This window comes from Saccharopolyspora pogona, assembly GCF_014697215.1.
Classification (GTDB): domain Bacteria; phylum Actinomycetota; class Actinomycetes; order Mycobacteriales; family Pseudonocardiaceae; genus Saccharopolyspora; species Saccharopolyspora hattusasensis.
Window position 1 is genome coordinate 1,408,865 of the sequence record NZ_CP031142.1, and the last position, 22,995, is coordinate 1,431,859.

22 protein-coding genes are annotated in these 22,995 nt (G+C 66.9%); 19 read left to right on the top strand and 3 right to left on the bottom strand.

Translation table 11 applies throughout. The annotated features are described in order from the left end of the window. Nucleotides 1–153: 153 nt before the first annotated feature. The 19 genes from DL519_RS06065 to DL519_RS45780 all read left to right on the top strand — a co-directional run bounded on the left by DL519_RS06065 (nucleotide 154) and on the right by DL519_RS45780 (nucleotide 19,704). Complete coding sequence (locus DL519_RS06065; protein ID WP_190813241.1) at nucleotides 154–1,392, top strand: acyl-CoA dehydrogenase family protein; 1,239 nt, start codon at nucleotides 154–156, stop codon at nucleotides 1,390–1,392. A gap of 91 nt (nucleotides 1,393–1,483) precedes the next feature. Then, the gene (locus DL519_RS06070; RefSeq protein WP_190813242.1) at nucleotides 1,484–2,269 is read left to right on the top strand and encodes an enoyl-CoA hydratase-related protein; all 786 of its coding nucleotides are present in this window, start codon (nucleotides 1,484–1,486) and stop codon (nucleotides 2,267–2,269) included. A gap of 40 nt (nucleotides 2,270–2,309) precedes the next feature. Beyond that, on the top strand, nucleotides 2,310–3,068 hold the full coding sequence (locus tag DL519_RS06075) for an enoyl-CoA hydratase/isomerase family protein (protein ID WP_223838496.1): 759 nt from the start codon (nucleotides 2,310–2,312) through the stop codon (nucleotides 3,066–3,068). 11 nt (nucleotides 3,069–3,079) lie between these two features. Beyond that, nucleotides 3,080–4,144, top strand: a complete 1,065-nt coding sequence (locus DL519_RS06080; RefSeq protein WP_223838497.1) for a phosphotransferase family protein — start codon at nucleotides 3,080–3,082, stop codon at nucleotides 4,142–4,144. Beyond that, nucleotides 4,141–4,896, top strand: coding sequence for an SDR family oxidoreductase (locus DL519_RS06085; RefSeq protein WP_190813243.1), 756 nt, complete (start codon nucleotides 4,141–4,143; stop codon nucleotides 4,894–4,896). The genes DL519_RS06080 and DL519_RS06085 overlap by 4 nt, the downstream gene beginning before the upstream one ends. Before the next feature lie 31 nt (nucleotides 4,897–4,927). Continuing rightward, nucleotides 4,928–5,689 carry an SDR family NAD(P)-dependent oxidoreductase gene (locus DL519_RS06090; protein ID WP_223838498.1) on the top strand — a complete coding sequence of 254 codons (762 nt, stop codon included), beginning with the start codon at nucleotides 4,928–4,930 and terminating at the stop codon, nucleotides 5,687–5,689. 34 nt (nucleotides 5,690–5,723) lie between these two features. Next, a complete protein-coding gene (locus DL519_RS06095; protein ID WP_223838499.1) occupies nucleotides 5,724–7,421 on the top strand; it encodes an AMP-binding protein in 1,698 nt (565 codons plus the stop codon). A gap of 55 nt (nucleotides 7,422–7,476) precedes the next feature. Beyond that, the gene (locus tag DL519_RS06100) at nucleotides 7,477–8,643 is read left to right on the top strand and encodes an acyl-CoA dehydrogenase family protein (RefSeq protein WP_190813245.1); all 1,167 of its coding nucleotides are present in this window, start codon (nucleotides 7,477–7,479) and stop codon (nucleotides 8,641–8,643) included. Next, the gene (locus DL519_RS06105; RefSeq protein ID WP_190813246.1) at nucleotides 8,643–9,398 is read left to right on the top strand and encodes an SDR family oxidoreductase; all 756 of its coding nucleotides are present in this window, start codon (nucleotides 8,643–8,645) and stop codon (nucleotides 9,396–9,398) included. The genes DL519_RS06100 and DL519_RS06105 overlap by 1 nt, the downstream gene beginning before the upstream one ends. Continuing rightward, nucleotides 9,398–10,588 (top strand): thiolase family protein, encoded by a 1,191-nt coding sequence (locus DL519_RS06110; RefSeq protein WP_190813247.1) that lies wholly within the window; start codon nucleotides 9,398–9,400, stop codon nucleotides 10,586–10,588. The genes DL519_RS06105 and DL519_RS06110 overlap by 1 nt, the downstream gene beginning before the upstream one ends. Continuing rightward, nucleotides 10,585–11,844, top strand: coding sequence for an acetyl-CoA hydrolase/transferase family protein (locus tag DL519_RS06115; protein ID WP_223838500.1), 1,260 nt, complete (start codon nucleotides 10,585–10,587; stop codon nucleotides 11,842–11,844). Before DL519_RS06110 ends, DL519_RS06115 begins: the two co-directional genes overlap by 4 nt. A 100-nt stretch (nucleotides 11,845–11,944) precedes the next feature. Next, nucleotides 11,945–13,120, top strand: coding sequence for a 2-hydroxyacyl-CoA dehydratase subunit D (locus tag DL519_RS06120; RefSeq protein ID WP_190813248.1), 1,176 nt, complete (start codon nucleotides 11,945–11,947; stop codon nucleotides 13,118–13,120). Nucleotides 13,121–13,150: 30 nt separating this feature from the next. Then, complete coding sequence (locus tag DL519_RS06125; protein WP_190813249.1) at nucleotides 13,151–14,476, top strand: 2-hydroxyacyl-CoA dehydratase subunit D; 1,326 nt, start codon at nucleotides 13,151–13,153, stop codon at nucleotides 14,474–14,476. Between the two features lie 33 nt (nucleotides 14,477–14,509). Further along, nucleotides 14,510–15,424, top strand: coding sequence for an acyl-CoA dehydratase activase (locus DL519_RS06130; RefSeq protein WP_223840212.1), 915 nt, complete (start codon nucleotides 14,510–14,512; stop codon nucleotides 15,422–15,424). 21 nt (nucleotides 15,425–15,445) lie between these two features. After that, the gene (locus tag DL519_RS06135; protein ID WP_190813251.1) at nucleotides 15,446–16,228 is read left to right on the top strand and encodes a FadR/GntR family transcriptional regulator; all 783 of its coding nucleotides are present in this window, start codon (nucleotides 15,446–15,448) and stop codon (nucleotides 16,226–16,228) included. Nucleotides 16,229–16,336: 108 nt separating this feature from the next. Further along, complete coding sequence (locus DL519_RS06140) at nucleotides 16,337–16,759, top strand: FAS1-like dehydratase domain-containing protein (RefSeq protein ID WP_190813252.1); 423 nt, start codon at nucleotides 16,337–16,339, stop codon at nucleotides 16,757–16,759. Then, nucleotides 16,756–17,184 carry a MaoC family dehydratase gene (locus DL519_RS06145; RefSeq protein WP_223838501.1) on the top strand — a complete coding sequence of 143 codons (429 nt, stop codon included), beginning with the start codon at nucleotides 16,756–16,758 and terminating at the stop codon, nucleotides 17,182–17,184. The genes DL519_RS06140 and DL519_RS06145 overlap by 4 nt, the downstream gene beginning before the upstream one ends. Nucleotides 17,185–17,578: 394 nt before the next feature. Then, on the top strand, nucleotides 17,579–18,760 hold the full coding sequence (locus tag DL519_RS06150; RefSeq protein WP_190813253.1) for a thiolase family protein: 1,182 nt from the start codon (nucleotides 17,579–17,581) through the stop codon (nucleotides 18,758–18,760). Between the two features lie 413 nt (nucleotides 18,761–19,173). Beyond that, the gene (locus DL519_RS45780) at nucleotides 19,174–19,704 is read left to right on the top strand and encodes a hypothetical protein (protein ID WP_223838502.1); all 531 of its coding nucleotides are present in this window, start codon (nucleotides 19,174–19,176) and stop codon (nucleotides 19,702–19,704) included. Between the two features lie 50 nt (nucleotides 19,705–19,754). On the opposite strand, the gene DL519_RS06160 is transcribed toward DL519_RS45780, so the two are convergent. The 3 genes from DL519_RS06160 to DL519_RS06170 all read right to left on the bottom strand — a co-directional run bounded on the left by DL519_RS06160 (nucleotide 19,755) and on the right by DL519_RS06170 (nucleotide 22,068). Beyond that, on the bottom strand, nucleotides 19,755–20,993 hold the full coding sequence (locus tag DL519_RS06160; protein WP_190813254.1) for a sensor domain-containing diguanylate cyclase: 1,239 nt from the start codon (nucleotides 20,991–20,993) through the stop codon (nucleotides 19,755–19,757). Nucleotides 20,994–21,102: 109 nt separating this feature from the next. Continuing rightward, nucleotides 21,103–21,522, bottom strand: a complete 420-nt coding sequence (locus DL519_RS06165) for a reverse transcriptase domain-containing protein (protein WP_190813255.1) — start codon at nucleotides 21,520–21,522, stop codon at nucleotides 21,103–21,105. Between the two features lie 57 nt (nucleotides 21,523–21,579). Continuing rightward, a complete protein-coding gene (locus tag DL519_RS06170) occupies nucleotides 21,580–22,068 on the bottom strand; it encodes a hypothetical protein (protein WP_190813256.1) in 489 nt (162 codons plus the stop codon). Nucleotides 22,069–22,995: the final 927 nt, after the last annotated feature.

Below are 22,995 nucleotides of genomic sequence, written 5' to 3' on the forward strand. Positions count from 1 at the left end.
TGGTCTGAGCATATTGCTCAGTCAACCAAAACGGCTTAGTCTGAGATCGCTCTTCGACGGGGCGACAGCCGGCACCCGGCGGGGGCCACACGCTGGACCGCTCGAAAACCTGCGGCGCCCAGGTCAACAGCAGATCGACAGCAAGGATGCTCGATGCCTTACGAATTCAGCGCAGAGGGCCGACGGGTCGTCGAGTCCGTTCAGCGCTTCATGGACCAGCACGTCTACCCGAGCGAGGCGCGCTACTACGACGAGCTCGACGAGGTGGGGCCGTTCGGTCATCCACCCGTCGTCGACGAGTTGAAGGCGAAGGCGGCCGCCGAAGGGCTGTGGAACCTCTTCCTTCCCGATCTCGAGTCCGGCCAGCCGGGCACGCGCCTGTCGAACGTCGACTACGCGCCGATCTCCGAGCAGCTCGGCAAGGTGTGGTTCGCGTCTGAGGTGTTCAACTGCCAACCACCGGACTCCGGCAATATCGAGATCCTCAACCAGTACGCCACCTCGGCGGTCAAGGAGCGGTGGCTGGGGCCGTTGCTGCGCGGCGACATCCGCAGCGCCTACTCGATGTCCGAGCCCGACGCCGCATCGTCGGACGCGACCAACATCGATCTCCGCATCACCCGCGACAGGGACCACTACGTTCTCGACGGCCGAAAGTGGTTCAGCTCGGGCGCGAAGGCGCAGCGGTGCAAGCTCCTGGTGGTGATGGGCCGGAGCGGGCCGGAAGCCCCTCGACACCGGCAGCATTCTATGCTGGCCGTCCCGCTCGATACGCCCGGGATCGAGTTCGGCGCGCTGCCCACGGTCTTCGGGTACCAGGAGCGTGGCGGTCATCCCGAGGTGATCTTCCGCGAGGTCCGCGTGCCCGTCGGCAACCTGCTCGGTGAGGAGGGTGGCGGCTTCGCCATCGCCCAGGCCCGGCTCGGTCCGGGCAGGATCCACCACTGCATGCGCGCGATCGGGGTGGCCGAGCGTGCGCTGGAGCTCATGATCACCCGCTCGCTGCGGCGCAGCACCTTCGGCTCGAAGCTCGCCCACAAGGGGGCGATCCAGCAGTGGATCGCCGAGTCCCGGATCAAGATCGACATGGCGCGTCAGTACGTCCTGCATGCCGCACACCTGATGGACACCGTCGGGAACAAGGAGGCGGCGACCGAGATCGCCGGGATCAAAGTGGCGATCCCGGAGGTCTGCTTCGAGGTCGTCGACCGCGCCGTCCAGGTGCACGGAGCTGCGGGTGTCACGCAGTTCACCCCGCTGGCCTATATGTACGCCAAGATGCGCACCCTTCGCCTCGCGGACGGGCCCGACGAGGTGCACAAGATGTCGATCGCCCGCCGGGAGATCCGGAAGCACGACCCCGCATTTCGCATCAGCGGGACCACGAGATAGCCGCCGCCGGCACCGGAACGCCGTCGGCGGGGTTTCTCGACTGCTCAGGGATTCAGGCACCTACCACTCACCTAGAAAGGTAGTAGCGAACATGGACTACCAGGACATCTCCTACGAGGTCGACGGCCCGGCTGCTGTCCTCACGATCAACCGGCCGGACAGGATGAACGCCTTTCGCGCCAAGACCACGGAGGAGCTCATCCACGCCTTCAAGCGGGCTTGGGCGGACAAGTCGGTGCGTGGGATCGTCCTGACCGGCGCCGGCGACCGCGCCTTCTGCGTCGGCGGTGATGTGAAGCAGCGGGCGGAGACGGGTGACTACGGTCCGACGTCCAACGGTCTGTTCGAAGGCACCTACCTGCAGCGGGTGATCCGGGACGTTCCGGTTCCCGTGATCGCCGCGGTGAACGGCATCGCCATCGGCGGTGGGCACGTCCTGCACGTCATCTGTGACCTGTCGATCGCGGCCGAGCACGCCACTTTCGCGCAGAGCGGCCCGCGTGTGGGCTCGTTCGACGGTGGCTTCGGTGCGTCGTACCTCGCCCGAGTCGTCGGTGAGAAGCGCGCCCGCGAGATCTGGTTCCTGCTGGACAAGTACACCGCCCAGGACGCGCTGAACTGGGGGCTGGTGAACAAGGTCGTCCCCAAGGAGGAGCTCCTCCCCGCGGCCAAGGAGTGGGTGAACACGATGGCCGACTACAGCCCGACCGCGCTCCGTTTCCTCAAGAAGGCCTTCAACGCCGACACCGAACACCAGGCGGGCATCGCGTCGCTCTCGGAGGTCGGGCTCGACACGTTCGCGAACACCGACGAGGCGATGGAGGGGGCGCGTGCGTTCTCCGAGAAGCGCAAGCCCGACTTCGCCCAGTACCTGTGACGGGGCGGTAGTGGTGAGCCCGGAGGTCACATCCACGGCGGTGAGCGCATCCGGAGGCGCGGACGGGGTCTTCGTCATCCGGATGGAGAACCCTCCCGTCAACGCGCTCGCGCCTCAGCTGCTCGACGGCCTGGACGAGGCGCTCGACGTCGCGGAGAAGGACCGTGCCCGCGTCATCGTGATCGCGTCCGGTGTGGAGGGTTTCTTCGCGGCCGGTGCGGACATCAAGACGATGGTCGACGTCGACCGCGACGGATTTGTGGCGTATGGGCGCCGGCTGCGCTCGACCGTCGAGCGCGTCGCGGCGCTGGACCGGCCGACGATCGCGGCGATCGAGGGAAGCGCGCTCGGCGGTGGCTTGGAGTTCGCGCTGGCCTGCGACCTTCGGGTCGCCGCTCGGGGCAGCAAGCTGGGGCTTCCCGAGGCCAAGCTCGGGTTGATCCCGAGCGCCGGCGCGACCCAGCGCCTCCCGAGGTACGTCGGACGCGGACGCGCCCTCGAACTGATGCTGACGGCCCGTCTCCTCGAGGCCGAGGAAGCTTTCGAGGTCGGGCTGGTCGACCGCGTCGCCGAGACGGGCCAGGCCGAGGCACAGGCCGTCAGCCTCGCGACGCGCATGGCAGGACTGTCGATTCCCGCGCTGACGGACGTGATCCGGCTGGTCGACGCCAGCTTCGAGATCCCGCTCTCCGAGGGCCTGGCAGGTGAGGTGTCGCGCGTCGAGGCGCTCTTCGACGGACCGGACGCACGTGAGGGTATGCGGGCGTTTCTCGAGAAGCGACCACCGCGGTTCCAGTGAACGGATGGACGATGAACGACACAATGGCAACGACGCCACCAGAGGACATGGCCGGACACGATGGTTCGCCGCCCGGGATCGACCTTCGCGCGCTGCGGGCCTATCTCGACACGACCGTCCCGGGGCTCGTGTCGGGCGACCTCCGTGCGGTCGTGCTCGCCGGTGGGCATTCCAACCTGACGTTTGACGTCGGCGACGGTGCGGGGCGGTGGGTCCTGCGGCGACCGCCGCTGGGGGAGCGGCAGTCCGCCTCGCACGACATGGGGCGTGAGTACCGCGTGATGGGTGCCCTGGCTGACAGTGTTGTTCCGGTGCCCGAGGTGCTGCACCACTGCGAGGATCCGTCGGTCATCGGTGCGCCGTTCCACCTGTCGGTATTCGTCGAGGGCACGGTCTACCGCGCTACAGCGCAGACCGCCCTGCTGGGAGCCGAACGCGTTCGGGAGATTTCTTTCGAGCTGGTGGATGTGCTCGCCGACCTGCACGGCGTCAATCCCGAGGCGGTCGGGCTCGGTGACTTCGGCCGTCCGGCGGGGTTCCTCCAGCGTCAGGTCGCCCGTTGGACCGGTCAGGCCGAGGAGGTGCTCGCCGGCTTCGACGGTGTCGAGACGCTCGTGGAGCGTCTGCGCACCGGAATGCCGCAGAGCCTGGGTTCCGCACTCGTGCACGGCGACTACCGCCTCGACAACGTCATGGTGTCCGGGGACGGTCACATCGTCGCTGTCCTCGACTGGGAGATGGCTGCATTCGGTGACCCGCTTACCGACCTCGGGCTGCTCCAGTGCTATTGGGACGGGGTCGAGAACCCGGGCGGCGACGGGATGCGGAAGGGCATCGATCCCGCGCTCGGCTTCCCCGAGTTCGGCGAACTGGCCGAGCGTTATGCGGCGCGCACCGGCACCGACCCCGCGGGGCTGTCCTGGTACACCGCCTTCGGCTATCTCAAGCTCGCGGTGCTTCGCGGCCGCATTCACCAGCGTTTCGTGGACGGCAACACTCCTGAGGGCTTCGACAAGGTCGGCGATCTCATCGCGCCGCTTGTGGACCAGTCACGACTGACCTTGGAGCGCGCATGACCCAGTCGCAGTTCGAGGGACGCACGGCCATTGTCACGGGCGGGACCCGGGGAATCGGGTTCGAGATCGCGCGGGAGCTTCTCGGCCGCGGTGCCAACGTCGCCGTTACGGCGCGCAGGACCGAGTCGCTCGCGGAGGCCGAACGAGAGCTCGGCAGTGATCGTCTGCTGCCGGTCCAGGCCGATGTGCGAGACGCGGAGACAGCGGACGCGGTGACGTCGAAGGTCCGCGACAGCTTCGGATCGCTGGACTTCCTGGTCAACAACGTCGGCGCGAGCCCGTTCTACGGCCCACTGGCCGATGCCTCCTCGGCGGTCGTGCTGAAGACCTTCGAGATCAACGTGGTCGGCTGCCTGTCGATGATCCAGAGCGCCTGTCGCAACGGGCTGGCCGATTCCGGCGGCGCCGTGGTCAACGTGACCTCGGTGGCGGCCAAGCACAGCGCCGAGAACCTCGGCGTCTACGCCATGTCGAAGGCCGCGATCGGGCACATGACCATGCAGCTCGCGTTCGAGCTCGCACCACGTGTGCGCGTCAACGCGGTCGCCCCCGCGATCATCAAGACGCGGTTCTCGGAGGCGAGAACCAGCGGGCACGAGGACGAGCTGCTCACGCGCTACCCGATGCGTCGCTTCGGGACGCCGGAGGACGTCGCGCCCGCCGTCTGCTTCCTGCTCTCGGACCACGCGGCATGGATCACCGGCGAGACCCTGTCGGTCGACGGTGGAGCCACGAAGATCGACTTGGGCTAGCGCCCTCGAGATGACACAAGGAGAAGAGACAGTGGGTACCGACAAGCGAGTTGCGATCGTCACCGGCGGCGGTCAGGGCATCGGCCGCGGGATCTCCGAGGCGCTGGCGGAGGACGGCTTCCACGTCGCCGTCGTCGACCGTGACGAGGCGACGGCGAGCGAGGTGGCCAAGGCCCTTCAGGACCGCGGGCTTGCCGCCTCGCCGCATCGAGTCGACGTGACCGACAGCGCCCGTGTCGCGGCCGTCGTGGACGAGATCACGACGACTGTCGGGCCGATCCACGTCCTGGTCAACAATGCCGGCTTCGATGAGCACCTGCTCTTCGTGGACACGGAGGAGACCTTCTGGGACCGGATCATCGACGTCAACTTCAAGGCCGCGCTCCGGTTCGTGCGGCAGGTGCTGCCGCGAATGCTCGAGCGCAAGGCGGGTCGCATCATCAACATCGGGTCCGACGCGGGGCGGGTGGGGTCCTCGATGGAGGCTGTCTACTCCGGTGCGAAGGGCGGCGTCATCGCTTTCACCAAGACGATCGCGCGGGAGGCGGCGCGCGCCGGTGTCACCGCCAACAGCGTCTGTCCCGGGCCCACTCGGACGCCGGCGATGGAGAGCGTCCTGGACAAGCAGGAGAAGGCCGAGGCGATGATGCAGGCGATGGTCCGCGCGGTGCCGATGCGCCGGCTGGGTGAACCGGCTGACATCGCCGCCGCCGTCCGGTTCTTCGCCAGCGACGGGGCCGGCTTCATAACCGGGCAGACGTTGTCGGTCAGCGGTGGCCTGACGATGGCCTGAGGCCTCGTCATCCGAGTCGGTCGGAGGAACGGACATGACCATGGGAACGACGCGAGCGCTTCCGTTGACGACGTCGCACTGGCCTGCCGACAGGTCCTACGAGATCGAGAACGACCTCACGGTGGGGAAGCTGCTCGAGCGTGTTGCCGCACAGGTGCCGGGCCGCGTCGCGCTGGTCGATGGCCTGCGCGACCCCGCGGCCCGACGCCGGTGGACGTACGCCGAGCTACTCGAGGAGTCCCGTGCTGTGGCACGAACCCTGCTCGATCGGTTCGAGACGGGGGAGCGACTCCTCGTCCTCGCGCCGAACTCGGCGCGGTGGGTCGTTCTGCAGCTGGGGGCGGGGCTTGCTGGGCTTGTCCTGGCCGCCGCCAACCCTGCGTACCAGGAGCGTGAGATCGAGTACGTCCTGCGCAAGTCGGCAGCGGCGGGGGTCATTCTGGCTGACGAGTACCGGGGTCACGACCTCCTTGCGACGGTCACGCGGCTGGCCAAGGACATTCCCTCGGTGCGGATGATCCTGCGCTTCAGCGAGTGGGACGACTTCCTGGCGGCCGGCAGCCCGGACACCGAACTCCCCGGGGTCGATGCAGCGTCTCCGGCGCAGATCCAGTACACCGGCGGGACGACCGGGTTTCCCAAGGGAGTGCTGCTTCACCACCGCGGCATCTGCAACACACCGAACCTCGTCCTCACCCAGTGCGGGATGGAACTCGGTGACGTGTGGCTCAACGCGATGCCGTTGTTCCACGTCGGTGGCTGTGTGACGAGCTGCCTCGGCATCGTCGCGCGCCAGGGCACGCACGTCGTCGCGCCCGAGTTCGAGCCCGGACTCGTCCTCGAGCTGCTGGAGAGCGAGCGGGCGAACATGGGCCTCTTCGTTCCGACGATGCTGGTCAGGATGCTCGATCACCCCGACTTCTCCAGGCGGGACCTGGCGAGCGTGCGCACGCTGGTGTCCGGCGCCGCGCCGGTTCCGGCCGAGCTCATCCGCCGTACCAAGGCGGCGTTCGGGTGCGGCTTCACCAACATCTACGGGCAGACGGAGGTTTCCGGTGTCGTCACGACGACACGCGTCGACGACACGCCCGAGGATCAGTCCGAGACCATCGGACGGCCCGTGAAGCAGGTCGAGATCAAGATCGCGGACCCCGTCGACGGGAGCATCGTCCCGTTGGGCGTCGAGGGCGAGATCTGCGGCCGCGGACACCAGATGATGATCGGTTACCTCGACGACCCGGAGACCACCAGCCGCACCCTCGACGAGGAGGGCTGGCTGCACACCGGCGATCTCGGGGCGATGGACGAGCGTGGGTACCTCCGGATCACCGGACGGCTCAAGGAAATGATCATCCGCGGTGGTGAGAACATCTCCCCGCGTGAGGTCGAGGACGTGCTCTTCGAGCATCCCGACGTGGCGGAAGCGGTCGTGCTGGGGATTCCGGACGACGAGCTCGGCGAGGTCGTCGCAGCGGTCATCCGTACCGTTCCCGTCTCCACGGTCATGCCCTCGGACCTGCGGCAGTACTGCCGCAGCAGGATCGCCCGGTTCAAGGTCCCGTCGGTCTGGTTCTTCGTCGACGGGTACCCGACCACAGCGGCCGGGAAGATCCAGAAGTTCACCCTGCGGGAATCCATCATCGGCGGCGCGCTCGCGCCGACGGCGTCCGGGCGCGCGCCTGACGATCGTCCCGACCGGAGTCCGCGGCCTGATTCCGTTGCAAGTACGTGACTCCGGTTTCTCGCGGCCACTCCGTCACATCTCATTCGACCCAAGGGGGTTTCAGGTGAACTTCGACCTCACCGAGGACCAGCAGCTGATCCGCACGGCGGCGGCCGAACTGGCCGGCAAGTTCGACGACCAGTACTGGCTGGAGAAGGACGCCGACCACGAGTTCCCGACCGAGTTCTACAAGGCGTTCGCGGACGGCGGCTGGCTTGGCATCACCACCCCCGAGGAGTACGGCGGCAGCGGCTTAGGCATCACCGAAGCATCGATCCTCCTCGAGGAGGTGGCCGCCTCGGGCGCGGGGATGAACGGCGCGAGCTCCATACACATGTCCATCTTCGGCATGCATCCGGTGATCATGCACGGCTCGGACGAGTTGAAGCAGGAGAACCTGCCCCGTCTGGTGAAGGGAGATCTGCACGTCTGCTTCGGGGTCACCGAGCCGGGCGCAGGGCTGGACACCACGAAGATCACCACGTTCGCCACCCGCGACGGCACGGACTATGTCGTCAACGGCCGCAAGGTGTGGATCTCCAAGGCGATGGAGTCGGACAAGATCCTCCTGCTCACACGTACCTCGAAGGCCGAGGACGTCACCAGGAAGACGGACGGTCTCACACTCTTCTTCACCGACCTCGACCGCGCGCACGTCGACATCCATCCGATCCGGAAGATGGGCCGCAACGCGGTCACGTCCAACGAGCTCTTCATCGACGATCTCCGCATCCCCGAAGAGCATCGTGTCGGCGAGGAGGGAAAGGGGTTCAAGTACATACTGGACGGTCTCAACCCCGAGCGCTGTCTGGTCGCCGCCGAGGCACTGGGCATCGGCCGTGCGGCGCTGAGCCGTGCGGTCCGCTACGGCAACGAACGCGAGGTGTTCGGCCGCCAGATCGGCATGAACCAGGGCATCCAGTTCCCGCTCGCCGATGCGCTCGCCCACCTCGACGCCGCGGAACTCGTGCTGCGCAAGGCGACGTGGCTCTACGACAACGGTCAGCCCTGTGCCCGCGAGGCCAACACCGCCAAGTACCTCTGCGCCGACGCCGGCTTCGCGGCCGCCGACCGGGCGCTTCAGACCCACGGCGGCATGGGGTACTCGGAGGAGTACCACGTCGCCCGCTACTTCCGTGAGGCCCGCCTCACTCGCATCGCGCCGATCAGCCAGGAGATGGTGCTGAACTTCCTCGGCGAGCACGTTCTCGGACTTCCCAGGAGCTACTGATGTCTCTCTTCTCCCTCGCCGGCCGCACCGCCTTCGTCACCGGCGCGGGCAACGGTATCGGCGCGGCCGTCGCGAAAGCCTATGCGGCGGCAGGTGCGGCCGTACTGGTCGCCGACCTCGACAAGGACGCCGCACAGGCCGTCGCCGACGAGATCACGACGGCGGGCGGCACGGCACGCTCGGCCGCGTTCGACGTCCGTGACGCCGGGGCCGCGACCGCCGCGGTGGAACAGGCGGCCACGCTGGGCGGCGGCACCATTCACATCGTCGTCAACAACGCGGGCGCGATCGCCCCCGCGATGTTCGACAAGATGACCGCCGAACAGTTCAACGACGTGCTGAGCGTGCACGTGGGCGGCACTTTCGGGGTGACGCAGGCGGCGTTGCCCTACCTTCCCCAGGACGGCACCGGCCGGGTCATCAACGTGACGTCCGCAGCGGGCCTCGTGGGCACGATCGGGCAAGCCAACTACGGCGCGGCGAAGGCCGGGGTCGTCGGACTCACCAAGTCCCTCGCCAGGGAGCTGGCGAAGAAGAACATCACGGTCAACGCGGTCGCACCCCTTGCCGCCACGAACATGACCGCCAACATCCGGGGCAACGAGAAGCTCGCGACGCTGACACTCGCGCGTATCCCGCTCGGCCGGTGGGCGGAGCCCGAGGAGATCTCGGCGACGTTCGTGTTCTTCGCCTCGGACGCCGCGTCGTACATCACCGGGCAGATCCTGCCGGTCGACGGAGGGACGGTCATCTGATGGTCTTCGCAGGAACCGGCCGAGACGCCTGGATCGTCGAGGCGCTTCGAACCCCGATGGGCCGAGGTCACCTCGAGAAGGGGTGGTACCGCGAGGTGCACCCGAACACCATGCTCGCCGCCGTCTACCAGGCGCTACTGGCCGGGACCGGCCTCGCCGACACCGACGTCGAGGACGTGATCATCGGCAACACGGCCCCGTTCGGCGAGCAGTCGCGCAACGTGGGACGCAACGCCTGGCTGACCGCCGGCTACTCGCCGACGGTCCCGGCCGCGCAGATCGACCGGCGCTGCGGGTCGGCGCAGAGCGCCGTCGCGGTGGCGGCGGCCTCCGTGTCGTCGGGCACGCACGACGTCGTGATCGCGGGCGGCGTCGAGCACATGGGCCACATCCCGATGGCGGCCGTGGGCGAGATCGAGAAGTTCTACGGCCCGGCATGGCCGGCCGAGTTGCTCGAGGCGTGGGACTTCCCGTCGATGGGGGAGGCCGCAGAGCGCATCGCCGAACAATGGGGACTCACCCGCCAGGCGATGGACGAGTTCGCCGTGCGGTCGCACCGGCTCGCGGCCGATGCCGTGGACGCGGGCCGCTTCGAGCGGGAGATCATCCCTTTCGAACTCGACGGCACCGTGCGCACCAGCGACCAGGGCATCCGGGCCGACTCGTCGCTGGAGTCCCTTTCCCTCCTCAAACCGGTGTTCCGCCCCGCAGACGGCCCGAGCCCGGGCAGGGTCACCGCGGGCAGCTCGTCGCCGATGACCGACGGGGCCGCGGGGTTGGTCGTGGCCTCGGACCACGCCGTAGACCGCTTCGGTCTGCCCCGGCGCGCGCGGATCCTGGACCAGACGACCGTCGGCGTCGACCCGGCGATCATGCTGACCGGGCCGATCCCCGCAACCCGGAAGCTGCTCGACCGCAACAGCATGACGATCGACGACATCGACCTCGTCGAGGTCAACGAAGCGTTCTCGTCCGTCGTGCTCGCCTGGGAGCGCGAGCTCAAAGCCGATCTCGACAAGGTGAACGTCAACGGCGGCGCGATCGCGCTCGGCCACCCGGTCGGTGCGACCGGCTCGCGGCTCTTCGCCACGCTGCTCGCCGAGATGGAGCGCCGCGACGTGGAGATCGGCCTGGCCACGATGTGCTGCGGCGGAGGCCTCGGCACCGCCACACTCGTGCAGCGGGTATGACCATGTCCGTCGCCGATCAGATCGACTTCACCAGGTTGCTGCGACCCGGCGGTGGTCTGTGGTGGAGCCAGGCGGGCGCCGAGCCCGAGCCGCTCGTCGACGCGCTCCTCGATCAGGTCGGCTTGATCGGCCGGATCCGCGCCTTCAGCGGGCTGACCTGGAACCAGCGGCTCACCCGTGACCTCCCGGACGGGCTCACCGTCCTGTCCTACGGCGGGCTCGGACAGCTACGTGCGCTGTCCAAGCACGGCCTCCTTGATGTGGTGCCCTGCCACTACTCGTCGATCCCGCGGATGTTCGAGCGCGGCCAGCTGCCGACCGACCTCGGGCTGGTACAGGTCTCACCGCCGGGGCCCGACGGCAAGGTCGGCCTGGGAATCGGCGTCGACTACGCCGCCGATGCCGTCCCGCACACGGCCAGGCTCGTCGCCGAGATCAATCACCGCATGCCGCCGACGGTGGGGGCCGTGCGCCTTCCGCTGAGCCGGTTCTCCGCGGTCATCGAGACTTGCCGGCCGTTGCGTGAGTCGATCCCGCGGCCGGCCGACGACGAGGACCGGCTCATCGCGTCGTACGTCGCCTCGCTCGTCGAGGACGGCGACACGCTCCAGATCGGCGTCGGGACCGTACCCAACGCCGTGCTCGACGCGCTGTCGCGGCACCGCGACCTGGGCATGCACACCGGCCTGATCACCGACGGCGTGTTGACCCTGATCGAGAAGGGCGTCCTCACCGGCGCGCGCAAGGAGATCGACTCGGGCCTCGTGGTCACGGGGGCGGCGCTCGGATCGGCGTCACTCTACGACCGGATCCCGGAGATGCCCGCCGAGTTCCGCCCGGCCAGCTACACCCACGCACCAGCCGTGCTCTCACGGCTGCGGTCGCTCGTGTCCATCAACTCCGCGATCGAGATCGACCTGCTCGGCCAGGTCGGTGCGGAACTGTCGCGCGGCGTCCACATCGGCGCCGTCGGCGGACAGGTTGACTTCAGCCGAGCCGCGTCGCTCACCGGCGCGCGTTCGATCATCGCTCTGAGGTCGGAGGTGAAAGGCGAGTCCACGATCGTGCCCGCCCTGCACGGGGGTGTCGTCACGACGGCGCGCGTCGACGTCGATGCCGTCGTCACCGAACACGGCATCGCGCTGCTCACCGGGTGCACGGTCGCCGAGCGCGCCCGGAAGCTGATCGCCGTCGCGGCCCCGGCGCACCGCGAGTCGCTCGAACGCGAGATGAGGTCCTTGGAAACGCTGGGGTGAGCGTATTTGGTTGGACCCTTGCGTATCATAACCAACATGTTTATTATCAGACCATAACTCGCTCGTGTGTCGAACGGGTTGGAGGAAGGAAGGCTTCGCCATGGAGCACGCAGCGGCGAGTCCACTGGAGGCCATGACGAGGGCCGCGGAGGACCCGGCCGGCTACGTCGAGCAGTGGAAGGCGAGGACCGGGGGGCGCGCGATTGCCGTGTTCCCGATGAATTTCCCGGCCGAGATCGCCCACGCTGCCGGCCTGTTGCCCGTGATCGTGCAAGAGGACCGCAATCCGATCACGCTGGGAAACAACCTCTTGAGTGAGTTCAACTGCGGCTACTCCCGTAACCTCGCAGACCAGGCCGCGACCGGGCGCCTCGACGTCTTCGACGGTTTCTTCATGGCCGATCACTGCATCCAGCTGATCGGAGCCGCCGACGTGATCCGCGAGCTCACCGGCGGCCGGCGGTTCTACCTCGGTCAGCTCATCTCCTCGATGAATGACCCGTGGACACCCGAGCAAGCGCGGCTCACCATGACGGACTTCGTCGCCGAACTGTCGTCCTTCGCCGGAGTCGAGATCACCGACGAGCGCCTCCGCGAGAGCATCAAGACCTATAACCGTGGCCGCAAGCTGCTACGTACGCTGTACGAGCAGCGGCGTTCCGGGGACTCGCGGTTCACCTCAGGGGAGCTGCAGACCATGGTGAAGTCGAGCATGGTCATGCAGCGCGAGGAGCACAACGCGCTCATGGAGGACCTGGTCGCGCAGTCCTCCGCCACGCCTCGCGACGACCGCGTGAGGGTCCACCTCTCGGGACACTTCTGCCATGCGCCCAAGCCGGAGCTGCTGGCACTGATCGAGGAAAGCGGGGGCATCGTGGTCGACGACGACCTCTTCCACGGTGCCCGCTACATCTCGACGGACGCGGACGAGTCCGCCTCGCCCGTCGACGCCCTCGTGGGTCAGTACCTCGAGCGCAACGTCAACGTCCCGTGCCCGACCCGCGCCCAGTCCGATGTCGACTGGGACGCCTACCTCCTGAACGCGGTGCACTCCAGCGGTGCCGAAGTGGTGATCTCACTGCTCGTCAAGTACTGCGAACCGCACATGCTCTACCTCCCCGAACTCCGCAAGGCGCTCGAGGCAGAGGGGATTCCCCATCTGCTCCTGGAAACCGAGCACGAGGGGATACCGCTCGAGACCATGCGTACGCGGATCGAGGCGATGTTCGAACAGGCCACGCGCGGCAGGGCACCGACACGGGTGCCGACTGCCTGACGCGGGCCCGGCCCGCACGAAAGGAACACGATGGCGACTTTGGTCGAGGACAAGTCCAACCGGCTCCGGATGACGGGCCGCGGCGGCGAACTGGTCGGCGCGTACTGGGACGAGCTGTTCACGGCGCGGGAGCGTGGTGCCCAGGTCGTTTGGTACAACGGCCACGCGCTGAACCCGCTGTTCCAAGCCGCCGGGATCTCGTGGTGCCATGGCGAGGCCTTCTCCGCTCGGCTGGCGGCGCAGCACCTCGAGGGCCCCGCGCAGCTCGCTGGCGAGGAGTACGGCTACGTGAACGAGCTGTGCTCCTACTCCCGCACGCACTTGGGATGCGCGGTGCTCACCAACGACTTCGGCGAGGGCGAGACGGGCATCGTCGGTGCGGTTGACCAACGTGAGCTCGCGAGCCGCCTCCCGGAACCCGACTTCTTCGTCAACGGTTATCAGGGCTGCAGCACCGGGCAGCAGTGGGACCAGATGTCCTATCGCATCCTCGGCAAGAAGGTGCCGATCTTCACGCTGTCGCTGCCGTACATGTTCGGCAGCAAGCCGGACGCCGGCTACCTCGTCGGCGAGGAGTGGGAGACCGCCACCAACTACGTTGTGGACCAGCTCGAGAAACTGATCGAGTTCCTCGAGGCCCAGACCGGACGGCCCTTCGACTACGACAAGCTCGGCGAGATCATGGGCTACATCAAAGCGGCGTCGCAGCTGCGCCGGGAGGCCATGGCACTCTGCATGGCCAAACCCACCCCGGCGACGTACTGGGACTGGGTCGCCTGCATCGCCCACATCAACTTCATGCCCGCCGGGCAGCGGCTGATCGACTACTTCCAGGGCGTCAAGGACGAGGTCGTCGAGCGGCTCGCCAACGGCGTCTCCGGCGTGGCCAACGAGCGCTACCGCCTGTACTTCGACGGGATCATGAACTGGAACAAGCTCGGCTGGCTCGCCAGGAAGTTCGCCGATACCGACGCCGCCGTCATCTGCGGGCGCTACACCCACCAGAACTTCTGGCAGGAACCGCAGCTGATCGATCCGGAGAACCCGTTGCGGGGACTCGCACAGCACTACCTGCTGTGTTCCAACAGCCAGGGCTTCAAGACGCTGAAAGAGGCCATGGTCAAGGACTGTGACGACTACGGGATCGACGGGATCATCTTCCACGCGTCGCGGACCTGCCGGGCCTACACCAATCACCAGCACCTGCTCGCCCGGGTCGCCGAGAAGCAGCTCGGGCTCCCGACGACCTTCTTCGAAGGTGACATCGCGGACGCGGCCTTCTACAAGGATGAGATCCTTGAGGTTCGCCTCGCCGCGTTGCTGGAGACGATCGATGCCAAGCGGGCGCGGACCTGACAAGGAGTGCGGATGAGTGCCTACGTCGTGGGCATGGACCTGGGGTCTACGTCGGCTGAGTGCGTGGTGATCGACGAGCTGCGTGCGATCGTCGCGACCGCCGTCGTCGAGACCGGCACGGTCAGCCAGAAGGGGCTTCAGCGCGCCATCGACGAGGCCTTCGGCGAAGCCGGGACGGAGCGCGACCTGGTGCGGGCCACAGCCGCCACCGGCTACGGGCGGCGACTCGTTCCCGGTGGTGCAGACTTCACGTTCACCGAGATCAGTGCGCACGGCCGGGGTGTCGCCGCGCTGTTTCCGGGCGTGCGCCTCGTGGTGGACATCGGTGGCCAGGACACCAAGGCGATCCAGGTCGACGAGGCAGGCCGGGTTGAACGGTTCGCGATGAACGATCGGTGCGCGAGCGGTACCGGGCGTTTCTACGAGGGCCTCGCCCACGCGCTCGAGACCGATATCGAGTCCCTCGGCGAGCTCGCGAGTAGGGGAAAGGCAGATCTCGAGATCAGCAGCCTGTGCGCCACCTTCGCCGTCACGGAGGTGATCGCTCTGCTCGCCAAGGGGCACGATCCCGCCGATATCGCGGCCTCGGTCCACCAGGCCGCCGCGGCTCGCACCCTCGGGCTCATCGGCCAGGTCGGCAAGATCTCGCCGGTCGCGCTCACCGGCGGCGTCGCGCGCAATGCGGCGGTGGTCCACTCCTTGTCCGAGGCTCTGGGCGAGGAACTTCTGATCCCGGAGAACCCACAGACCACCGGGGCCTACGGCGCGGCGCTACTGGCGGCCGAGTCGCTCGAAGAAGGAGGCTTTCAGCCGGACCAGAACGCGACTGTTTCGGCTACTCCCCATGACCACGGCGGGTCAGGATCATGCGCTGACTGCGCCGGTAACAAAACAGAGTCGAGTGTCACCATGCTGCCGTTGACAGCGCCGTCTGGTCGCGTGGTCTAGGGGCGAGAGAGAAGAGTTCAGATGTCACAGGAACGCAACACGGACAGCGGGGCAGCGACGGTCCGGAAATTCGTACGGCTGCCCCACATCGAAGTCCCCAAGGCCTCCGACGTCCTGGCGGACACCCTACGCGAGCGCATCCTCGCCGGGGACTTCCCTGAGCACACGGCCCTACCGCCGGAGCGAGACCTTGTCGAGCAGGCACAGATGAGCCGGACCACGGTGCGCGAGGCACTGCGCATCCTGGAGGCACAGGGATTCGTCAGGCTCAAGACCGGGCGAGCCGGTGGTGCGTTCGTCAGCCTCCCGGGCGAAGAGTCGGTCGCCAGCACGGTGAGCATGTTCATTCAGGGTCGCCGGATCCGCAGGGAAACGCTGCTGGAGACTCGCGAGGCGCTCGAGCCGATGCTCGCGCGGCTGGCTGCGAAGCGGCGCACGGACGCCGATCTCGAGCGCATCGAGGCGGCGAATGCCGCGATGGCGCGTTCTGCGGACTCGCTGTCGGGCTTCTTGCAGGCCAACGTCGACTGGCACGTCGGGGTCGCCGAGGCCAGTCACAACGACCTTCTCGTCGGCTTCATGTCGGCGCTCTCCAGGGCGATCTACCTCTCGACCGAGAACCGGAGCTTTGTCGATGACAGCATCCGCAAAGCGACCGCTCGGGCGCACGAGGCGATCACCAAGGCGATCAGGGACCAGGACGAGGTTTCTGCCGCCCGCCGGATGAGCAAGCACGTGCACGCGTACGCCTCGGCCATCAAGCTCGTCGAGGACCGGGACGAGATCGACGTCTCTGCCGAATGAGCCTGGCTCAGGCGCAGGGCCGCTCGTCAGCGGATTCAGACCGTCTGCCCTGGGCTGACACGCCCAAATTTCTGGTCAGACCGTATTCAAGGAGTCGTTCTGGAACGCGTGGTCGATGTCGTGTCGTTCGACGTGGAGCGGGGCAAGGTTCGCGAGTTCGCGCGGTCGACCTTCGCCGTGGATCCCGTCTACACCGATCGGGGCGCCGCCGTGGCCAGGGGCCACGTTGACGTCGTCGCAACCCCCACGTACGCCGTCGTGAGCCTGCACTTTCGCAACCAGCGCGAGTGGGTCGCCCAGCTTGGACTCAACATCGAGCGCGTGGTGGTGGGCTCCGTCCGCTGGACCTACCGGCGCCCGATGGTCGTCGGCGACGTGATCGTCGGAACACGACGCTTGGTGAAGGACGAGCGGAAGCCGGGATCGGGTGGCGACTTGCGGGTGCTGACGTTGGAGACCGACTTCGTCGATGCCACCGGGCAGGTCGTCGTGACGGAGGAAAACGTCGTGATCGAGAGGCCGAGCACGTGAGCGGGGCGTTGGTCGTGGAAGCGGGACAGGAGCTGCCCGCGCGGGTCGTCGGACCCCTCACTCAGGCTGACGTTCTGCGGTTCGCCGGGGCGTGCGGTGACTTCAACCCCCTCCACTACGACACAGAGCTGGCCAGGCGCGCGGGCTTCGATGCCCCCATAGCGATGGGGCAGATGACGGCGGGGATCGTCGCTGCGTGGATCGCAGACTGGTGCGGGGTCGAGCGGCTCGCCGAGTTCGAGGTCCGCTTCGTCGCGCCCGTCCTGGTCGGCGACACGATCACGCTGACGGGTGAGGTCGCCGACGTGGTGTCCGGCGACGACGGCCGTGAGATCGCGCGGCTCGCCGTCGTCGCGGCCAAAGGAGAGACGGTCGTGGTGAAGGGACGTGCCTCAGCGGTCCTCGCGCCCGCCATGCCTGGTTGAGAAGGCGATTCGGGGGGACGGGCCGAAGTGACGTCAGAATGGAGTCGGCAATGTTGCCAGCTACATCTTCAGGGAGCCCGCAGCTCTCCTACTGGACCCCCGACGAGGAGCCTCTGCTGACCACGATGGTGGGAGACGTGCTTCACCGGGTTGCCGCCGAATTGCCCGATCGCATTGCCCTTCTCGATGGGAGCGCTGGCAACCCGCCCCCCATCACGGGTGCGGGACCAAAGTGAGTGACGAGAGTAAGTCGCTTGCGGAACAGATGCTTCTCCTGATCTCGGTTTCAGGAGGGGAATGAGTTCGTTTGTGCGGCGCGAGGTCGCACGACGTAACTCCATAGCTGAGGGAGGTCGGCTAATGACGACCCCAGTAGCCCAGGGATGGGGTTGAGATGAACCAGGACAGGATCGTGCTGCTGGACGGGGCGCGGACGCCGGTGGGCAGCTTCGGTGGCGTGCTGAAGGACGTGGCGGCGCATGAGCTGGGTGCGGTGGCGGCGCGGGCGGCGCTGCAGCGGGCGGGACTGGAGCCCGGAGACGTCGACGAGGTGGTGATGGGCTGTATCGGCCAGGTGGGGCCGGACGCTTACAACGCCCGCCGGGTGGCGATCGCGGCGGGACTGCCGAAGAGTGCTCCGGCGTACACGGTGAACCGGTTGTGCGGGTCGGGGTTGCAGGCGATCTGGTCTGCGGCGATGCAGATGCGCTGGGGCGGGGTGGACGTCGCGCTGGCGGGTGGCAATGAGTCGATGAGCCGGATGCCCTTCTACGACTTCGGCGCTCGGGCCGGGTATCGGCTCGGGAACCGCGAGCTGGTGGACGGCACGGTGATGATGCTGACCGACCCTTTCGATGACATCCACATGGGCGTGACGGCCGAGATCGTCGCCAGGAAGTACGACGTGTCCCGCCTGGCGCAGGACGAGTTCGCGCTGACCTCGCAGCAGCGGGCCGCTTCGGAGGCAGCGAGGGCGGCGTTCGCCGAGGAGATCACCCCGGTCGAGATCAATGGCCGCAGGCCCGTCACGGTGACCGAGGATGAGCATCCGAAACCGGACACCACCTTGGAGGTGCTGGCCGGATTGCGGTCGGCGTTTCAGGCCGGCGGCACGGTCACGGCGGGGAACGCGTCAGGGATCAACGACGGTGGCGCGGCTGTTGTGCTGGCCCGCGAGGCGGTGGCCGCGGAGCGGGGACTGACCGGGCTGGTGAGTCTGGAGGCGGTGACGACTGCGGCGATGGAGCCGGAGTTGATGGGCTATGCGCCTGTGATGGCGCTGCACAAGCTTTTCGCCCAGACCGGTACGGCCCCGGGTGCTATCGACACGATCGAGCTCAACGAGGCGTTCGCCGCCCAGGCGGTGGCGGTGATCCGGGACGCCAAGCTGGACCCGGAGAAGGTCAACCCGTACGGCGGTGCGATCGCGCTGGGCCATCCGGTCGGCGCCACTGGCGCGATCCTGTCGCTCCGGGTGGCCAAGGATCTCGTCCGTCGTGACTTGGAGCTCGGTGTGGTCACCATGTGCATCGGTGGCGGCCAGGCGCTGGCCGCCCTGTTCCGCCGGATCTCCTGATGACATCGGGTGATCCGGCCGGAAGCCGATCGACCCGCCTACGGCGCGATCGTTCTGCACGGCAGTCACTGCCGCGCGGCCAGCGCCGCTGCGGGCTGGCGGTGTCTGAGGTGTATCAAGGTTCTGAGGTGTGTCAAGGATCTTGGACGGTCCTCGGTTGGTTTCCTCGTGGGGCTGGCGGGCGTGCGGGATCTGCGCGAGATGCGCGAGCCGTTGGGCCCGGAGAAGATCGCGCGATTCGAGACCGATGTGTTCGCCGGGTTCGTGTTGGCCCGCTCGGCCGCCGGGTTGACCGATAACACGATCCGTTCGGATGTCTGCCATCTGGAGCAGGTGCGTGCCTGGTTCGGCCGGCCGTTGTGGGACCTGCAACCGTCCAACGTGGACGGCTATTTCGGCACGGCGTGCGGGCGGTGCCGCCCAACACCCGGATGGCGCGGGCGCAGGCGATCAAGATCTGCTTCGGGTTCCTCGAGTTCCTCGAGTTCCTCGAGTTGCGGCACAAGGTGGAGATCCACAACCTGACCGGCCGGGTCGTGGAATGCCCGATCGACGAGGTGAACCGACCCCGCGGTCGACGCGAGGCGAAGCTGTGGATCCAACCGTCCGCTGAGCAGGTCAGGACGCTGTTCGCCGGGGTGACCGTTCCCGACAACCCGACACCGACGTCGTTGGTCGGCGTCGGCCCGGAAGGAGAACTTCGAGGCAGGCCTGTAACGGGCCACGATCCCGCGGCAACGGGATCGGGCAGGGTTCTCATCAAGCCACCGAAGCAGACCGGGCCGGCGTCGCCACCACAACCAGTTGACAGATCCCGGGAAGTGCACTCGAACAGGCAAAGCGATTCACGAGTCACACCGGTCGTCGCGACGACCACCGATCCTGTCAGCCAGCCCCGGGCCGGCCACCCCAAACACTTACAGGCGATTCAGGAAGCCGCCTGATAAAGTCATTTGGCACGCGTCCGGAAAACGCGGGGCACATCATCACCCGGCTACGCGCGGCCGGCGCGTTTGTAGGTGTACATGTCGAGGTCTGCGTTGTGCAACAAGTCAGAGGCTGGTGTGGCAGCATCCCGGGCGGTGGCGAGTCCTACGCTGGCGCTCAACTTTATTTCGTGACCTGCTACGACGATGTCAGCTACCAAACGTTGCGCCAGGTCGTCGCGGAGCTTTTTGGCCTCGCGCAGGTTCGATGTCCAGGTGAGTACGACGAACTCGTCTCCGCCAAGCCGGGCCACCGTGTCGCCCGGTGGGACGGCTTTGAACAGCTCATTTGCCGCGGTGATCAGGAGTTGATCACCGACGGCGTGGCCGTAGCTGTCGTTGACCGGTTTGAGCTCATTGAGGTCCGCCAGTAGCACGGTCAAGACGCCGCCATGCTGGGGGAGTGCCGCGAGCGCCTGGTCGAGCCGGTCCATCAGCAGGGCCCGGTTAGCGAGCCCGGTCAACGGGTCGTGCAGGGCCATGTGTGCCATGTGACGGTCCTGCATTTGTCTTTCGCCGATTGCTTCGTACTGCGAGACCAGGTAGGCCGGACGGCCGTCGGCCCCCGGAATGACACTGACCCGGATGAGGACCCAGATCGGGTATCCAGCCTTGTGTCGGTAGCGCTTCTCTAGGCAGGCGGTTTCGAGTCGGCCGGCGGTCAGGTCCGCAAGGAGATCCGTCCCAGACTTGTCGTCTGAATAGGTGAGGTCGGTGAAGCGCATGGTCAGCATTTCTTCTGCGGAGTATCCGACCATGTCGCACAACCGATCGTTGACCTCCAGCCAACGCCCGGTGAGATCGAGCGCGGCCAAGCCGATCGGGGCGTTGGCGAAAGTTTTCTGCCAGCGCAGCTCGGCCGAGCGTCGACTGGTGATGTCCTGGTATTGCGACAGGACAAACTGCGGTTCGCCATTTGAGTCTCTGATGACTGCGTTGCTGATGAGCAGCCAAATTGTTTGGCTGTCGGATCGCACACCGCGCTTTTCTGAGCGTAGCTTGTCAAACCCGTTTGCGATCATGTTGTTGACAAGGTCACGGTCCAGTGCGGGGTCATCTGGATGCGTGAAATCCCGCGCTGGGCGGCCGAGGAGATCGGCAAGGCCGTAACCGAGGAGGTCGCATACCGCTGGGTTGGCGTAAACGAAGTATCCCTCGAGGTCGAGCACCGCTACCGGGGCGGCAGCTTGGTGTAAAATCACTTGCCACGTTAGCTCGTGGGGGGCGGCCGAACCTCGCGCTGACATCGAACTAACGATAACGGGAGGCGCTCTTGACGGTTGTCACTCGGTCGGGCGAGAGACTGGGGACAATAGTCACAGAAGGCATCAGCAGTCACAACCCTGCACAGCCAAGCTAAAAGGCTTGGTCCGGGACGATGTCGTGTGGCGGCAGAGGCCGCCACGCATCCGGATCGCAGGACACTTGATGGGTGGCGGCTCGTCGCACGTTAGAGAAGAACTGCTGTTCATGTCCGCCAGAATCAGGCACGCGAGTGTCCCTGAGGATGTCGCCCTCAGAAAGGACGCCAGCTTTCAGGAACGCCTTGAACAGCGACAGAACACGTTTGTCCCCGACGCGTTTCCGTATCCTGTCCATTAAGGACGGATGTGAGATTTCGTCGAAGCACGCCTTGATGTCAACTTCGAGCACCCACTCGTGGGTGCGGGAACCCAGCAGGTGGATCTCGGCGATCGCGTCCTGTGCCCGCCTGTTGGGGCGGAAGCCATAGGAGACCGGCTTGAAGTCCGCCTCGAAGACGGGTTCGAGGATCATCTTGTGTGGGTGGCGGAGATCCCCGGCTTTAGCCGTGGGTAGGAGCCACCCCACCTCTTAATCAGTTCTGGGAGTGAGCCATCCGGCATCTTCAGCACGCAAGCTGTCGGCCCCGCGCACGCGGGGATGGTCCTCGATCACCGGAGCGACTACGAGCTTGAGCACCTCGCCGTAGCGCCGACCGGTGATGATGATCGCCTCCCATACATCCCGCATGCGGCAGTCGAACGGGTCGTAGGCGTCGGTCAGCTTCCGCCGGTTGGCCTCGTCGGCCGGCGCGCGGGCGACCCCATCGGGAAACGGCGGCCGTGTTCGGCGGACCATGGTGCCAGCCGGCGACATAGCGGTGATGAACGCTCGATTCAGGCCGAACCGCTGGGCCTTGCCGGATTCCAGTGCCGCACGCAGCAGCCGCCGGGTGTTGCGCACGACCGCATGGCAGGTGTTCTGGGTAACGATGGATTGCTTGCCGGGTACGCCTCTCGCGGCGATCGGGGGCAGGTGTTCGCGTTCGCGGTGGAGCTGATCGGCCGCGAACCGCTGCATGTGCCGGCCGATTAGGGTGGCTGGATGGTGCCCGTCCTCAGGGGTGTGACCGGGAACTCATCCGCGAAGTCCAAATTGCGCTAATTGAGTGTTTTGGGTCGACTTGCGTGTGGGCGTGTGTCAGAGTCGGGACGTGCTTGAGGGAGATCACCGCCCGCGAGGCGGTAGGTGCGGCGCGTGAGAACACATCTTGCGCAGGACCCGAGCTCGTGGCCTGGCTGGCGGGTAGCGGTTCATTGGTTAGCTTCGCCGGATGCCGTTCAGCTGCCGGGCGGCGATGGTGACTTCGTCGGCCACACCTACGGGCGGCGCTCCTGGTTCCCCGGCAGCAAACTCACGAGCGGCTGGATCCATGCCGGCGACAGTGCGGCACGGGACTGCGTCGGGGAGCCGGAACACGATGTGGATTTGCGGGTGGTCGTCGAGCCACGGGTGCTCAACGAGTTGTGGTGGGGCGAGCGGGCATGCGCGCCCGCGATCGATCAACGCCCTGGAACACGGCGAGTCAGTCGACTGGGCCCTCTGAGCCCATCGTTGCCGTACCGTTCCTAGGGTGAGTGGCCATTATTGGTCACGTCATCCGGAGCCGGACTGGTCCGGTGATCTCCCGAACGGTCGTGGAGTTCTGGGAACAACACGAGTTGGTCACCTTGGTCCAGCATGGTCTTGTCACCACGGTGTGGTGTGCCTGCTGTCTTTGGTGCTGGTGTTGCCCGGGTGCCCGTCAGCGCGGGTGCGGTCTGGCCGGTAGCTCTCCCGCCACGATCCGCTGGTCGTGTCCGGGTCACACCTGGCCGACGCCGCAACCGATGCTGGTGGGACGCCTGCCGATGGCCACCTTCGCGTGTCGGAAGAACACCCGTGAGTGTTTGTGGGTGCCATAGCACCCAAAAACACTCACGGCGGTCACCTGCGTTCGCTGATGCG

Bases quoted from the DNA above. Each gene is read 5' to 3' on its own strand.
- DL519_RS06065 (WP_190813241.1), top strand. From the start codon at position 154: ATGCCTTACGAATTCAGCGCAGAGGGCCGACGGGTCGTCGAGTCCGTT.
- DL519_RS06160 (WP_190813254.1), bottom strand. From the start codon at position 20,993: ATGTCAGCGCGAGGTTCGGCCGCCCCCCACGAGCTAACGTGGCAAGTG.
- DL519_RS06170 (WP_190813256.1), bottom strand. From the start codon at position 22,068: ATGCAGCGGTTCGCGGCCGATCAGCTCCACCGCGAACGCGAACACCTG.
- DL519_RS06135 (WP_190813251.1), top strand. From the start codon at position 15,446: ATGTCACAGGAACGCAACACGGACAGCGGGGCAGCGACGGTCCGGAAA.
- DL519_RS06110 (WP_190813247.1), top strand. From the start codon at position 9,398: ATGGTCTTCGCAGGAACCGGCCGAGACGCCTGGATCGTCGAGGCGCTT.
- DL519_RS06085 (WP_190813243.1), top strand. From the start codon at position 4,141: ATGACCCAGTCGCAGTTCGAGGGACGCACGGCCATTGTCACGGGCGGG.
- DL519_RS06120 (WP_190813248.1), top strand. From the start codon at position 11,945: ATGGAGCACGCAGCGGCGAGTCCACTGGAGGCCATGACGAGGGCCGCG.
- DL519_RS06105 (WP_190813246.1), top strand. From the start codon at position 8,643: ATGTCTCTCTTCTCCCTCGCCGGCCGCACCGCCTTCGTCACCGGCGCG.
- DL519_RS06070 (WP_190813242.1), top strand. From the start codon at position 1,484: ATGGACTACCAGGACATCTCCTACGAGGTCGACGGCCCGGCTGCTGTC.
- DL519_RS06125 (WP_190813249.1), top strand. From the start codon at position 13,151: ATGGCGACTTTGGTCGAGGACAAGTCCAACCGGCTCCGGATGACGGGC.
- DL519_RS06150 (WP_190813253.1), top strand. From the start codon at position 17,579: ATGAACCAGGACAGGATCGTGCTGCTGGACGGGGCGCGGACGCCGGTG.
- DL519_RS06115 (WP_223838500.1), top strand. From the start codon at position 10,585: ATGACCATGTCCGTCGCCGATCAGATCGACTTCACCAGGTTGCTGCGA.
- DL519_RS06130 (WP_223840212.1), top strand. From the start codon at position 14,510: ATGGACCTGGGGTCTACGTCGGCTGAGTGCGTGGTGATCGACGAGCTG.
- DL519_RS06165 (WP_190813255.1), bottom strand. From the start codon at position 21,522: ATGATCCTCGAACCCGTCTTCGAGGCGGACTTCAAGCCGGTCTCCTAT.
- DL519_RS06095 (WP_223838499.1), top strand. From the start codon at position 5,724: ATGACCATGGGAACGACGCGAGCGCTTCCGTTGACGACGTCGCACTGG.
- DL519_RS06080 (WP_223838497.1), top strand. From the start codon at position 3,080: ATGAACGACACAATGGCAACGACGCCACCAGAGGACATGGCCGGACAC.